The sequence below is a fragment of the Leucobacter albus genome (genome assembly GCF_039528015.1).
Classification (GTDB): Bacteria; Actinomycetota; Actinomycetes; order Actinomycetales; family Microbacteriaceae; genus Leucobacter; species Leucobacter albus.
This window is the reverse complement of the sequence record NZ_BAAAKZ010000003.1, coordinates 69,742-81,299: the sequence shown is the minus strand read 5'-3', so window position 1 is coordinate 81,299 and position 11,558 is coordinate 69,742. Positions and strand designations below refer to the sequence as shown.

The window sequence follows — 11,558 nt, the reverse complement described above, 5'->3', positions numbered from 1 at the left end:
TTCAGCTCAGCCGCGGCGCACGCAACTACAACGCAGGGCCCCCGGAGAGATTCTCCGGGGGCCCTGCCGCTTTCGTGCGAGACTAGCGCGCGGCCTGGCTCCGCTCGGGCGCGTGCACCGCGGCGCCCGCCGCCTCGAGCCTCGCGATGACCTCGGCCTCAGCGAAGCTCCCGGCGAAGATCTCGGAGCCGGGCTCGAGCGCCCGCCCCGCTGCGAGCGGCGTCGCTGCGACGACGTCGAAGCCGAGGCTTCCGACGAACGTGGCGGCCGCTTCGGCGGCTGCGGCATCATCAGACACCGCCGCGAGGCCCCGTCGGTCAGGGGCGCCAGCCGGCCGCGCGTCTGCCTCCATCTCGTGGTACCCGACGTGATTCAGGGCCTTCACCAGCCGCGCGCCCGCGAGGTGCGCGGCAACAGCCTCGCTCGTGCTCTCGTGGCCGTCGAAGATGGCGGGCAGCGCGCCGTCGGTCGGCTCCCAGTGGTTCATCGCGTCGAGCACGACCCGCCCCGTAAGCATTGCGGGGTCAAGGCTCGCGAGCTTCGGCAGCGGAATCGAGAGCACCACGATATCGCTCCCCACGACCGCGTCGCGCGCCGCGGCGACAGCGACGCCCGGAGCCATGATCTCGGTGATGAAGCGCACGGGCTCGGGGTCGCCCGAGCCCGCAACGGTGACCTCGTGCCCGGCCGCGAGCGCGGCACGCGCGATCGCCGTGCCAACCTTGCCAACGCCGAGCACCGCGACGCGGGTCACTTGCTCGCCCCCGCGCGGCCGGCACCGGTGGCGGGATCCGCGACTGCCGAACCGGCCGAAGCCACGGGCGACGCCCCCGATGGCAGCACCGCGTCGAGCGGGCTCGGCACGACCTCGGGCTCGGCGCCAAGCTCCGCGTCGACGAGCGGCTTCACCTTTGTTCCGAGCAGCTCGATCGAACGCAGCAGGTCGCGCTGCGGCAGGCCGAGGAAGTCCATCTGCAAGAACTGCCGCGCATGGCCCATCGCCCCGTGCAGCCGGACGATGCGGTTCGCGATTTGCTCGGGTTCGCCGATGAACAGCGCGCCCCGCTCGGCCTCGATGTCGTAGTGCTCGCGCACGGGCGGCGCGAAGCCTCGACGCTTACCGATGTCAGACATGCTGCGATACCAGGCCGGCCAGAACGTGTCGCGGGCGCCGCGGTCGGTCTCGCCGATGAAGCCGGGGTTGCCGACAGAGATGAGCGGCTGCCTCGTCGTCTCGGGGCCAGCGGCCCAGGCCCTGCGATAAAGCTCGGCGAGCGCTTTGAAGCGCGCCGGGTCGCCGCCGAGAATGCCGTACGACACGGGCAGCTGGAGCTGGCCCGCGCGCACCGTCGAGTTCGGGCTGCCGCCCGTGCCGAGCCAGATTGGCAGCGACCCCCGGTCGGGCCGCGGCACGACGAGCTGCTCCTCGAGCGCCGGGCGCACGGAGCCAGACCACGTGACGACCGGCTGCTCGTTCACGCGCAGCAGCAGCTCGAGCTTCTCGCTGTAGAGCCTGTCGTAGTCTTCGAGCCGATACCCAAACAGCGGGTACGACTCGACCGATGAGCCGCGGCCAGCGGTGATCTCGGCGCGGCCGTTCGACAGCGCGTCAAGGGTCGCGAACTGCTGAAAGATGCGCACGGGGTCGTCGGTGCTCAGCACCGTGACGGCGCTTCCGAGCCTGATGCGTTTCGTGCGCGCAGCCGCGGCGGAGAGGATCACCGACGCCGCCGAGGCCGGCATCTCTTCTGTATGGTGCTCGCCGATGCCGAAGAACTCGAGCCCGACCTGGTCGGCGAGTTCGATGGCTTCGAGTAAGTCGCGCTGCGCCTGCGCGGTGCTCACGAGCTTGCCCGTCGCCGGGTCTGTCGCCTGGTTTCCGAAACTGTAGACGCCGAGTTGCACGCCGCTCCCCCTTCAAATTCGATGTGTGTACATCTCACTGTGAAGCAGCGGGCGGCCAGGCTCAACTCTCAGGTTAGTCACTTACTATTGGTTAGCATGAGCACCATGATCGAGCATCAGACTACGGCGGCGGCCGGCACCTCAGCCCCGGCGACGGGTGCCGCCACCGCGGTTCACGCGATCGACGACGCCGAGTGCCGCCTGTTCCGCGAGGCAGCGGAGCTCGCCGGGCGCAAATGGACCGCGGCGATCTTGCTCGCCCTTGCCCGCGGCGCCGAGCGCTTCTCCGAGCTCCACGCGAGCATCGACGGCATCTCCGACAGGCTCCTCGCCGCGCGGCTGCGCGAGCTCGAGAGCCAGGGGCTCGTCACCCGCACCGTCGTGCCCAGCACGCCCGTGCAAATTCGCTACGGCCTGACAGGCTCGGGCGCAGAACTGATTGCTATTCTGCAGCCACTCGTGCGTTGGGCGAAGCGCAGCGAGTCGCGCCAGCAGGGCCCGTCGGCGTAGCTCCCCCGCTACGCCCGCTGCGCGAAGGCCGTCTCGTAGAGCAGCACGCTCGCGGCCGTCGCGAGGTTGAGCGACTCCGCGGCGCCGAAGATAGGCAGCTTGATCGAGCGGCCGATTGTCTCGCGCTCGGCCTCGCTCAGCCCGCGAGCCTCGTTGCCAAACACCCACGCAACGTTGCCCCGCAACTGCGAGCGCGCGTCGGTGATCTCAACACCGCGCACGTCGGCGGCGATGGTTTCGAGGCCGGCCGCGCGGGCGGCCTCAACGACCTCGTCAAGCGACCCAGCCGTAACGACGGGCAGGTGGAACAGGGAGCCCGTCGTTGAGCGCACAACCTTCGGGTGCCACGGGTCGATCGACTCGCCCGCGAACACGACCGCGTCTGCTCCGGCCGCGTCGGCCGCGCGGAGCACCGTGCCGGCGTTGCCGGGGTCGCGCACCTCGTGCAGCACCGCGACGAGCCTCGCCCCGGCGAGGGCCTCGGCGAGCGGCGCCTCGGGAATACGTGCGACAGCGAGAATGCCCTGGGGCTGCACGGTCTCTGCCATGGCAGCGAGCACCTGCTGCGTCACGCGCTCGACGGCGACGCCAGCCTCAGACGCGAGCCGGTCGAGCTCCAGCTGCCAGCCCTCGTCACCCATTGTCGTGTAGACGACCTCGGCGAGGGTGGGGCGGTAGGCGAGTAGCTCGCGCACCGCCTGCGGCCCCTCGACCAAGAAGCGGCCCGTCTCGGTTCGTTCCTTCTTGCGGGCGAGCGCTGCGACGCGTTTCACGCGCGGGGCCTTGGGGTTCTCGATGAGTTCAGTCACCACACCAGACTACCGCCGCCGACACGCCTCACACCGCTGGCCCAATGCCCGCACGAAAAGCCCCGCGTGAGAAACGCAAAAACCCCGCCACCACGAAACCGTGGGGCGGGGTTCTTGGGCGCTAGTTACGCAGCAGCCTTCGGCGCCGAGGTGTCCTCGGGCAGAGCCTTCTTTGCAACCTCGACGAGCGTTGCAAACGCAGCGGGCTCGTTGGTCGCGAGCTCCGAGAGCATGCGGCGGTCAACCTCAACACCGGCGAGCGCGAGGCCCTGGATGAAGCGGTTGTAGGTGAGGCCGTTCGCACGTGCACCAGCGTTGATGCGCTGAATCCACAGGCGACGGAAGTCGCCCTTCTTCTTGCGACGGTCGTTGTAGGCGTACTCGAGCGAGTGGATGACCTGCTCTTTTGCCTTGCGGTACAGGCGCGAACGCTGCCCGCGGTAGCCCTCGGCGCGCTCGAGAATTACGCGACGCTTCTTGTGGGCATTGACGGCCCGTTTAACTCTTGCCATTTCAGTTCTTCCTTAACGAGATAAGTTGTGGGCCGGCTTTAGTGACCGAGGAGCTTCATCGCCTGCTTGGCGTCACCCTTCGACAGCACCTGCTCTGCGTTCAGGCGGCGCTTGCGACGCGAGGACTTGACCTCAAGGTTGTGGCGCATGCCGGCCTGCTGCTTCATCAGCTTGCCGGAGCCGGTTACCTTGAAGCGCTTCTTGGCCCCCGAGTGGGTCTTCTGCTTTGGCATCGGTTTTCTCCTTGTTGTGGTGCACCGCCGAAGCGGCTGCGTCATGGGCGCGCGACAGAACTGGGCTATCGCGCAGCCACGGGTCTTATTCGGCGTTGTCTGCGGCCGGCTTCTCAGCGGCGCGGCGGTTCGCCTTCTCCTCAGCGCGGCGAGCATTCTGCTCCGCCTTCGCCTCGGACTTGTTCTTCACGGGGGCGATGACCATCACCATGTTGCGGCCATCAATCCGGGGGTTCGACTCGACAGTGCCGTACTCGGCAATGTTCTCGGCGAACTGCTGCAGGAGGCGCACACCCTGCTCCGGGCGCGACTGCTCGCGGCCGCGGAAAAGGATCATTGCCTTGACCTTGTCGCCCTGCTCGAGGAAGCCGATCGCACGCTTGACCTTGGTCTCGTAATCGTGCTTATCGATCTTCAGTCGGAAGCGAACTTCCTTGAGAACGGTGTTCGCCTGGTTGCGGCGCGCTTCCTTGGCCTTCTGAGCCGCCTCATACTTGAACTTGCCAAAGTCCATGATCTTGGCAACGGGAGGCTTAGAATTCGGCGCGACCTCAACGAGATCGAGATCCGCCTCTGCTGCAAGGCGCAGGGCAGTATCGATCGGCACGACTCCGACCTGCTCGCCACTGGGTCCTACCAGTCGCACCTCGGAAACGCGGATTCGGTCATTCGTACGGGGCTCGCTGATCGCCTACTCCTCTGATCTCATGTGATTAACACTGCTCGACGGTGTCGAGGCTCACGGAAATGAGATCGGGAACGCACGCGTACCCACACCCTTTAGCTGCCGCATGAAATGCGACGGAGTGCCAACTACCCGATAACCTTGTAGAGGTTCCGGGTGGGAGAATCTCCTCTTCCGTAGCACCGGCAAGATTGCCGATAACCTTCAGAAGCTTAGCACACTGAGCGAAGAAATAGACAGGGGCGCTTTTATGAGCGAGCAGCAGGCCGACGCGGCAGCACACACAACAGATCACGACGCGGTCTACCCGGAGGGTGACGAGGCCGCGCAGGCCGTGCGCGACATCGCCGATGTCGCCGCGGTCGAGGTCATCACCACCGCGGCAGTGCACCTGCTCAGCGCGGCCGCCGTGAAGGTCGGCCTCGCCGACGACCCCGACAACCAGATCGACCTCGACGAGGCCCGCAAGCTCATCAACGCGCTCGCCGGGCTCATCACCGCGGGCGCCCCCGAGGTGAGCGACATGCACGCCCGCAGCCTGCGCGACGGCCTGCGGTCGGTGCAGCTCGCCTTCCGCGAGGCCTCCCCCATTCCCGATGCGATCGGCAAGGGCCCCGGCGAGAAGTACACCGGCCCGGTGAACTAACTCCGCGAGGCGAATGCAAAGGGGCGGATCCGTGAGTGTGCACTCACCGATCCGCCCCTTTGCGCATCCCGCCTAGTCAGCGACGCCTCGGTCACAGTGCCGCACTGGGGTGCCGCGCAGGGGCGCCGCACTGGGGCGCCGCGCCGACCTGTGCGACCCCGCGAACCGCTACGGTAGCTCCGCGAGCGGCGCCCGATCCACCGCCGAGATGTCTGGCAGCGGCCCGCCGAGCCGCGCCTCCCGCCACAGATCGATGCCGGCGTCGACCGCGAACTCGTCGATCTCGGCGACCTCGGCCGCGGTGAAATCGGTGCGGGCAAGCGCCGCGAGGTTCTCGGTGAACTGGGCCGAACTGCTCGCCCCGGCGACGAGGCTCGTCACGCGCGCGTCGCGCAGCGCCCACGAGATCGCGAGCTGCGCGAGTGACTGCCCGCGCGCCTCGGCGATGGCGGCGAGCCCACGCAGCCGCTCGATGACCTCGCCCGTGAGCGCCTGCGAGTTGAACGAGCCGCCGGCCGCCGCGCGGCTCCCCTCGGGAATGCCCGCGAGGTACTTATCTGTGAGCATGCCCTGCGCGAGGGGGCTAAAGCCGATCACCCCAAAGCCCTCCTCGGCGGCGACGTCGAGCAGGCCGTCTGCCTCGATCCACCGATTCATCATCGAGTACGAGGGCTGGTGGATGGCGAGCGGGGTGCCGAGCCCGCGAAGCAGCGCGGCCATCTCTCTGCTCGCCTCGGCGCCGTACGACGAGATGCCGACGTAGTGCGCGCGCCCCGAGCGCACGATGAAGTCGAGCGCCGCGGCGGTCTCTGCGAGCGGCGTCTCGGGGTCTGGCCGGTGGTGGTAGAACACGTCGACCCTGTCGACGTCCATGCGCTGCAGCGAGCGGTCGAGGCTCTCAACGAGGTACTTGCGGCTGCCGCCCGTGCCAAACGGGCCGGCCTGCATCGCCCAGCCGGCCTTCGTCGAGATCACGATCTCGTCGCGGTGGGCCGCGAGGTCTTCGCGCAGAATGCGGCCGAAGTTGATCTCTGCCTGGCCGCCGAGCGGGCCGTAGTTGTTTGCGAGGTCGAAGTGGAACACGCCGGCGTCGAAGGCGTCGAGCACCGTGCTGCGCTGCGTGAGCGGGTCGCGGGTGTTGCCGAAGTTTTGCCACAGCCCGAGCGACAGCGCGGGCAGTTGCAGCCCGCTCCTACCGGAGCGGCGAATGGGGGTGCGGTCGTATCGTTCTGGTGAAGCGGCGTAGCTCATGCTCCCAGCCTAGCCGCGCGCGGCGCGACCGGGAGCCCGGTGTGCGAGAGAATGGGAGGCATGTCTGCCGCTGCCACCCCCTCCGCCCCGGGCTCCCGGCGCAGCGAGGCACTCCTCGGCGTGCGCGACTCGCTCGGCGTCGGCATCGGCATCTTCCCGCTCGGGGTCGCGCTCGGCATTCTCGTCGTGCAGGCCGGCCTGCCGCTGTGGGTTGCCCCCGCCCTGTCAGTCGTGATCTTCGCTGGCTCGGTCGAGCTGCTCCTCGTCGGCATGCTGGCGGCCGCAACTCCGCTCCTCACGATCGCCATCACCGTCTTTGCCGTGAACTTCCGCCACGTGTTCTACGCCTTCTCGTTCCCGCTCTCGCGGGTGCGGCCAGGGCTGCCGCGCGCGTACTCGGTGTACGCGCTCATCGACGAGGCGTACGCCACCTACGTGATGATTCCGCCTGAGCGGCTCACGAGCACGCGCATCGTGAGCGGCCAGGCGATGATGCAGCTCTACTGGGTGGGCGGCGGGCTCATCGGCATCGCGATCGCGAGCGCGCTTTCCGCCCCGATCGAGGGCTTCGAGTTTGCGCTCGCGGCAACGTTTACGGTGATGACGCTCGACGCCGTGCGCTCCAAGCGCGAGGTGCCACAGGCGCTGCTCGCGGCGCTCGCGGTCGCCGTCGCCGTCGCGGCGTTCCCCGACAGCACGATGCTCGCCGCGCTCGTCATCTTCGTCGCGCTGCTGGCGGTGCGCTACGCGGTCGCCGCCCGGCGACGGGGCGTGGCGGATCCTGAGCCGCCTGACGAGCGGCCCGCCGACGGCGAGACGGGCGAGACGGGGGCAGCGGCATGACCTGGTACCTCATCGCTGCGATCGCGCTCGGCGGCATCATCACGCTCGGGCTGCGGGCGCTGCCCTTCGCGATGCTCAAGCCGCTGCGCCGCTCGAAGTTCGTGCGGTCGCTCGGCGAGTGGATGCCCGCCGGCATCGTGCTGATTCTCGCGGTCGTGGTGCTGCGAGACGAGATCGTCGCTCGCGGCGCCGACTGGTGGATGGTGCTGGTCGCAACCGCGGTCACCGTCGCGGTGCACCTGCTCGCGGGCCGGCGGATTCTGCTCAGCGTCGCCGCCGGCACCGCCTGCTACGTCGCGCTCGTCAACCTGCTGTGACGGGTGCGCGCAGGCTCACGAGGAACAGCTCGGTGAGCTGCTCAGGCACCGGGCTTTCGGCGGTGAACTTCTCTGCCGAATACCAGTGGAAGAGATAGTGCACGTCTGAGAAGAAGTGCGCGATGAGCACGGCGACGGGCACGTCGTCGCGAAAACTCCCCTCGCGCTGCCCCTGCCGCAGGAGGTCGCCGAAGGCGTCGTTGTAGATGCGCCGCCGGCGCACGACCTCGGCGCGCCTTGGCGCCGAGAGCATCTCCATGCTCCGAAAGAACACCGAGCCCTCGGCGAGGTGCTCGATCGATGTTTCGAGCACGTCGACGCAGGCGGCGCGCACCACGTCTTCGGTCGCTCCCCCGGCGGCGATGATCGCGTCGAGCCGGCTCTGCTGGAGCGACAGCAGCGAGTCGTAGATGCCGAACAGCAGGTCGTCTTTCGACTCGAAGTAGTGGTACATCGCCCCCTTCGTCACCCCGGCGGCTGCCACGATGTCTTGCACGCTCGTGTTGGCGTACCCGCGCTCGGCGAACAGCGCAACCGCCGCCCGAATAACGCCCTCGGCGACCTGCGATTGCTTCATTCAACCCATTCTTCCCTATGAACCGCTAGAGAATTGGCCGAATGCTGCCGCCGCCGTCGATCGGCAGCGTCTGCCCCGTGACCCACGCGGCGTCGCTCGACAGCAGAAACGCGACGGGCCCCGCGACATCGGCGGCCTCGCCGAGCCGCCCGAGCGGGTAGGCGCTCGCGGTCTCGGCCTCGTGCCCCTCGTAAAGTGCGCGCGCAAACGATGTCTTAATCACGGCGGGCGCGACCGCGTTGACGCGCAGCCGCGGTGCGAGCTCGAACGCCAGCTGGGCGGTGAGGTTCACGAGGGCGGCCTTCGAAACGCCGTAGAAGCCGATGCCAGGGCTTGCGGCGAGCGCGGCCGCCGAGGCGAGGTTCACGATGCTCGTGGTGAGCCCGGCGGCCACCGCGTCGCGGCTCCAGTCGAGCGCCGCGATGACGTTGACGTCGATGATCTTGCGAGCCGCACCAGTGTCGACGTCTGCGAGCGGGCCGTAGGCGGGGTTGATGCCCGCGTTGTTCACGAGGTGGTCGAGCCTGCCGTGCCGTTCGGCGACGTGCGCGAAGACCGCGGCCCGGTGCTCGGCGTCGTCGGCGCGCCCGGCGACGCCCGTGGCCTGTGGGCCGAGCGCGTTGAGGGCGGTTTCAAGGCCCTCCTGTTTGCGCCCGGTGATGACTACCGAGCCGCCCTCGGCGACGAGCCGCTCCGCGATGGCGAAGCCGATGCCGCGGGTCGCTCCGGTGATGATGGTAACGGTGTCAGCGAACCGTGTTGCTGTCATGACGCCTCCTTGCGTTGGCCGGCGAACCGGGGTGGGTGTGAGTGTGAGTGCGCGGTCGGGTGCGTGGTCGGGTGCGTGGTCGGGTGCGTGGTCGGGTGCGCGGGCCGTCGCTTGCCCCGTTGGGCGCGGCGGCCGGCGCTAGCGCCGCAGTTGCGCGCGGCCGAGGCTGTTGAGGTGCACCTCGTCTGGCCCGTCGGCGATGCGCAGGGTGCGCACCCCCGCGTACAGCGCGGCGAGCGGCGTGTCGTCGGAGACCCCGGCGGCGCCGAAGAGCTGGATCGCCCGGTCGATGATCGCCGCGACCGCGCGCGGCACGGCAATCTTGATCGATTGGATCTCGGTCATCGCCGCGCGATTGCCGACGGTGTCCATGAGCCACGCGGTTTTCAAGACGAGCAGCCGCAGGGAGTCGAGCTGGATCCGCGACTCCGCGATCCACTCGCGAATCACGCCCTGCTCCGCGAGCGAGCGGCCGAACGCGTGGCGCGAGTTCGCGCGGTCGACCGCGAGGGCGAGGGCGCGCTCGCCCATGCCGAGCGCGCGCATGCAGTGGTGGATCCTTCCCGGCCCCAGCCGTGCCTGTGCGATGGCGAAGCCGTCGCCCTCCGCGCCGATGAGGTTGCTCGCCGGTACGCGCACCCCATCGAAGCTGATCTCAGCGTGGCCGCCGTGGTCGCGGTCGTCGTAGCCGAACACCGTGAGCGGCCGCACAATCTCGACGCCGGGGGTGTCTCGCGGCACGAGAATCATCGACTGCTGGCGGTGCCGCTCGGCATCGGGGTCGGTCTTGCCCATCACGATGAAGATCTCTGCCTCGGGGTTCATCGCCCCCGTCGACCACCATTTGCGCCCGGTGATGACGTAGTCGTCGCCGTCGCGGCGAATCAGTGTGCCGATGTTGGTGGCATCGCTCGAGGCGACGTCTGGCTCGGTCATGCAGAACGCCGAGCGAATCTCGGCGCGCAACAGCGGCGCGAGCCAGCGCTCCTGTTGCGCTGGGGTACCGAAGTCGGTGAGCACCTCCATGTTGCCGGTATCGGGCGCGGCGCAGTTGAGGGCCTCGGGGGCGAGCCTGGGGCTCCACCCCGTGATCTCGGCGACCGCGGCGTACTGCACGTTCGTGAGCCCCGCTCCCCCAGTGACCTCGGGGTCGCCCGGCAGAAACAGGTTCCACAGGCCGCGCTCGCGCGCCTTCGCCTGCAGCTCCCGCACGATCGGCTGCGTCGCCCAGTTCGTTGGGTCTGCCGCGAGCTGTTCGTCAAGCACGGTCTCTGCTGGGATGACGAACTCATCAAGAAACTCTTGTACCTTTGCGGTGAGTTCGACGGTCTTCGTGTCGTGCGCGAAATCCATTAGAGCACCTGCAATCCGTTCTCGACGAGTGGGCCAACAAGCTCACCAATGCGATCGAAGCCTTCGCCGACGGTGCCGCCGGCCTGGTAGCGGTAGTGAATTCCCTCGAGAATCACCGCGAGTTTGTACGCCGCGAAGGCGCGGTACCAGTTGAGCGCTGGCGTGGCGATGCCCGCCCGCGACGCGTAGTGGTCTGCGAGCTCGGCGAAGCTTGGGTAGCCGGCCGCCGGGTTCACCGCGCTCGGAATGGCCTCGCTGCCGGGCAGCTCGGCGATGTCCCAGTACAGGGCGAACATGCCGAGGTCGACGAGCGGGTCACCGAGCGTCGCCATCTCCCAGTCGAGAATCGCTGAGATGCGCGGCGGGCGACCGTCGACGAGCGCGTTATCGAGGCGGTAGTCGCCGTGCACGATGCCGGTTCGCGTGGTCGTGGGGGGCGCAGCCTCGAGCGCCGCCTGGAGTCTGTCGAGCGCGGGCAGCTCGCGCGAGCGCGAGGCATCGAGCTGGCGCCGCCAGGTGGAGAGCTGCCTGCCGAGGTACCCCTCGGGCTTGCCAAAGGTCGTGAGGCCGACGGCCTCGACGTCAACCGAGTGCAGCGCCGCGAGGTGGTGCACGAGCTCGAAGCTCAGGCCCCGCAGCTCCTCCCGGCTGTACGCCCCGTTCTGCTCAGGGCTGGCAATCACCGCCCCCGGCGCCTTTTCCATGAGAAAGAACGGCGTGCCGGTGATCGCGCCGCCCGTGTCGTCGATCAGGTCGATCGCTGCGGGAACGGGAATAGAACTGTGCTCGAGGGCCGAGATGACGCGGTGTTCTCGGGCCATGTCGTGGGCGCTCGAGAGCACGTGGCCCAGCGGCGGCCTGCGCAGAATCAGGGGAAACCGCGCCCCTTCAATCGCGTAGGTGAGATTGGAGCGGCCCCCGGCGATGACCCTTGCGCGCAGCGGGCCAGCCGCGAGCCCGGGGTGGGCCGCGGCGAGCCACCCCGTGAGCGCCGCTGCGTCGAGACCCGGCGTCGCTGGCGTTTCGTGCGTGGCTGTCGTGGCCGGCAGCTTCGGCATATGCACCTGTCTTTCCGCGGCTCTTCATCGACCCGCTGAGGCCAGCATACCGGATGGTCGGTATGTATGGAAGAAACGCCGGTTCGCTGG

Annotated in this window: 15 protein-coding genes; 4 read left to right on the top strand and 11 right to left on the bottom strand. The window is 68.6% G+C overall.

What is annotated here, in order from left to right:
* Nucleotides 1-82 precede the first annotated feature (82 nt).
* Together ABD115_RS04035 and ABD115_RS04030 are read right to left on the bottom strand one after the other, a co-directional pair.
* A complete protein-coding gene (locus ABD115_RS04035; RefSeq protein ID WP_343958460.1) occupies nucleotides 83-754 on the bottom strand; it encodes an NADPH-dependent F420 reductase in 672 nt (223 codons plus the stop codon).
* Nucleotides 751-1,905 (bottom strand): LLM class flavin-dependent oxidoreductase, encoded by a 1,155-nt coding sequence (locus ABD115_RS04030; protein ID WP_343958458.1) that lies wholly within the window; start codon nucleotides 1,903-1,905, stop codon nucleotides 751-753. Before ABD115_RS04030 ends, ABD115_RS04035 begins: the two co-directional genes overlap by 4 nt.
* Nucleotides 1,906-2,001: 96 nt before the next feature.
* Between ABD115_RS04030 and ABD115_RS04025 the strand changes: the two genes are divergently transcribed.
* Entirely contained in the window at nucleotides 2,002-2,415 is a 414-nt protein-coding gene (locus ABD115_RS04025; RefSeq protein WP_343958456.1) for a winged helix-turn-helix transcriptional regulator, read from the top strand.
* 8 nt (nucleotides 2,416-2,423) lie between these two features.
* On the opposite strand, the gene ABD115_RS04020 is transcribed toward ABD115_RS04025, so the two are convergent.
* The 4 genes from ABD115_RS04020 to infC form a co-directional block, all read right to left on the bottom strand.
* The gene (locus ABD115_RS04020; protein WP_343958454.1) at nucleotides 2,424-3,227 is read right to left on the bottom strand and encodes a TrmH family RNA methyltransferase; all 804 of its coding nucleotides are present in this window, start codon (nucleotides 3,225-3,227) and stop codon (nucleotides 2,424-2,426) included.
* Nucleotides 3,228-3,349: 122 nt separating this feature from the next.
* Entirely contained in the window at nucleotides 3,350-3,736 is a 387-nt protein-coding gene (gene rplT / locus ABD115_RS04015) for a 50S ribosomal protein L20 (protein WP_343958452.1), read from the bottom strand.
* 38 nt (nucleotides 3,737-3,774) lie between these two features.
* A complete protein-coding gene (gene rpmI, locus ABD115_RS04010; RefSeq protein ID WP_119284241.1) occupies nucleotides 3,775-3,969 on the bottom strand; it encodes a 50S ribosomal protein L35 in 195 nt (64 codons plus the stop codon).
* Nucleotides 3,970-4,054: 85 nt separating this feature from the next.
* On the bottom strand, nucleotides 4,055-4,657 hold the full coding sequence (gene infC / locus ABD115_RS04005) for a translation initiation factor IF-3 (RefSeq protein WP_343959836.1): 603 nt from the start codon (nucleotides 4,655-4,657) through the stop codon (nucleotides 4,055-4,057).
* Nucleotides 4,658-4,904: 247 nt separating this feature from the next.
* Here infC and ABD115_RS04000 point away from each other — a divergent pair, with 247 nt between their 5' ends.
* Nucleotides 4,905-5,300 carry a DUF1844 domain-containing protein gene (locus ABD115_RS04000; protein WP_343958450.1) on the top strand — a complete coding sequence of 132 codons (396 nt, stop codon included), beginning with the start codon at nucleotides 4,905-4,907 and terminating at the stop codon, nucleotides 5,298-5,300.
* 168 nt (nucleotides 5,301-5,468) lie between these two features.
* On the opposite strand, the gene ABD115_RS03995 is transcribed toward ABD115_RS04000, so the two are convergent.
* On the bottom strand, nucleotides 5,469-6,551 hold the full coding sequence (locus tag ABD115_RS03995; protein WP_343958448.1) for an aldo/keto reductase: 1,083 nt from the start codon (nucleotides 6,549-6,551) through the stop codon (nucleotides 5,469-5,471).
* 60 nt (nucleotides 6,552-6,611) lie between these two features.
* Between ABD115_RS03995 and ABD115_RS03990 the strand changes: the two genes are divergently transcribed.
* Together ABD115_RS03990 and ABD115_RS03985 are read left to right on the top strand one after the other, a co-directional pair.
* On the top strand, nucleotides 6,612-7,394 hold the full coding sequence (locus ABD115_RS03990) for an AzlC family ABC transporter permease (RefSeq protein ID WP_343958446.1): 783 nt from the start codon (nucleotides 6,612-6,614) through the stop codon (nucleotides 7,392-7,394).
* Nucleotides 7,391-7,711, top strand: coding sequence for a branched-chain amino acid transporter permease (locus tag ABD115_RS03985; RefSeq protein WP_343958444.1), 321 nt, complete (start codon nucleotides 7,391-7,393; stop codon nucleotides 7,709-7,711). Before ABD115_RS03990 ends, ABD115_RS03985 begins: the two co-directional genes overlap by 4 nt.
* Here the strand turns inward: ABD115_RS03985 and ABD115_RS03980 are convergent.
* From ABD115_RS03980 to ABD115_RS03965, 4 genes are all read right to left on the bottom strand, one after another.
* The gene (locus ABD115_RS03980) at nucleotides 7,698-8,288 is read right to left on the bottom strand and encodes a TetR/AcrR family transcriptional regulator (RefSeq protein WP_343958442.1); all 591 of its coding nucleotides are present in this window, start codon (nucleotides 8,286-8,288) and stop codon (nucleotides 7,698-7,700) included. The two genes, ABD115_RS03985 and ABD115_RS03980, sit on opposite strands and share 14 nt — an antisense overlap.
* 25 nt (nucleotides 8,289-8,313) lie before the next feature.
* On the bottom strand, nucleotides 8,314-9,057 hold the full coding sequence (locus ABD115_RS03975) for an SDR family oxidoreductase (RefSeq protein ID WP_343958440.1): 744 nt from the start codon (nucleotides 9,055-9,057) through the stop codon (nucleotides 8,314-8,316).
* A gap of 138 nt (nucleotides 9,058-9,195) precedes the next feature.
* The gene (locus ABD115_RS03970) at nucleotides 9,196-10,410 is read right to left on the bottom strand and encodes an acyl-CoA dehydrogenase family protein (RefSeq protein ID WP_343958438.1); all 1,215 of its coding nucleotides are present in this window, start codon (nucleotides 10,408-10,410) and stop codon (nucleotides 9,196-9,198) included.
* A complete protein-coding gene (locus ABD115_RS03965) occupies nucleotides 10,410-11,468 on the bottom strand; it encodes a phosphotransferase family protein (protein ID WP_343958436.1) in 1,059 nt (352 codons plus the stop codon). Before ABD115_RS03965 ends, ABD115_RS03970 begins: the two co-directional genes overlap by 1 nt.
* Nucleotides 11,469-11,558 lie beyond the last annotated feature (90 nt).

Excerpts from the sequence above, each read along its gene's own strand:
- rplT (WP_343958452.1), bottom strand. The coding sequence starts at position 3,736 with ATGGCAAGAGTTAAACGGGCCGTCAATGCCCACAAGAAGCGTCGCGTA.
- ABD115_RS03970 (WP_343958438.1), bottom strand. The coding sequence starts at position 10,410 with ATGGATTTCGCGCACGACACGAAGACCGTCGAACTCACCGCAAAGGTA.
- ABD115_RS04000 (WP_343958450.1), top strand. The coding sequence starts at position 4,905 with ATGAGCGAGCAGCAGGCCGACGCGGCAGCACACACAACAGATCACGAC.
- ABD115_RS03965 (WP_343958436.1), bottom strand. The coding sequence starts at position 11,468 with ATGCCGAAGCTGCCGGCCACGACAGCCACGCACGAAACGCCAGCGACG.
- rpmI (WP_119284241.1), bottom strand. The coding sequence starts at position 3,969 with ATGCCAAAGCAGAAGACCCACTCGGGGGCCAAGAAGCGCTTCAAGGTA.
- ABD115_RS03995 (WP_343958448.1), bottom strand. The coding sequence starts at position 6,551 with ATGAGCTACGCCGCTTCACCAGAACGATACGACCGCACCCCCATTCGC.
- ABD115_RS04025 (WP_343958456.1), top strand. The coding sequence starts at position 2,002 with ATGAGCACCATGATCGAGCATCAGACTACGGCGGCGGCCGGCACCTCA.
- ABD115_RS03975 (WP_343958440.1), bottom strand. The coding sequence starts at position 9,057 with ATGACAGCAACACGGTTCGCTGACACCGTTACCATCATCACCGGAGCG.
- ABD115_RS03985 (WP_343958444.1), top strand. The coding sequence starts at position 7,391 with ATGACCTGGTACCTCATCGCTGCGATCGCGCTCGGCGGCATCATCACG.
- ABD115_RS03990 (WP_343958446.1), top strand. The coding sequence starts at position 6,612 with ATGTCTGCCGCTGCCACCCCCTCCGCCCCGGGCTCCCGGCGCAGCGAG.
- ABD115_RS03980 (WP_343958442.1), bottom strand. The coding sequence starts at position 8,288 with ATGAAGCAATCGCAGGTCGCCGAGGGCGTTATTCGGGCGGCGGTTGCG.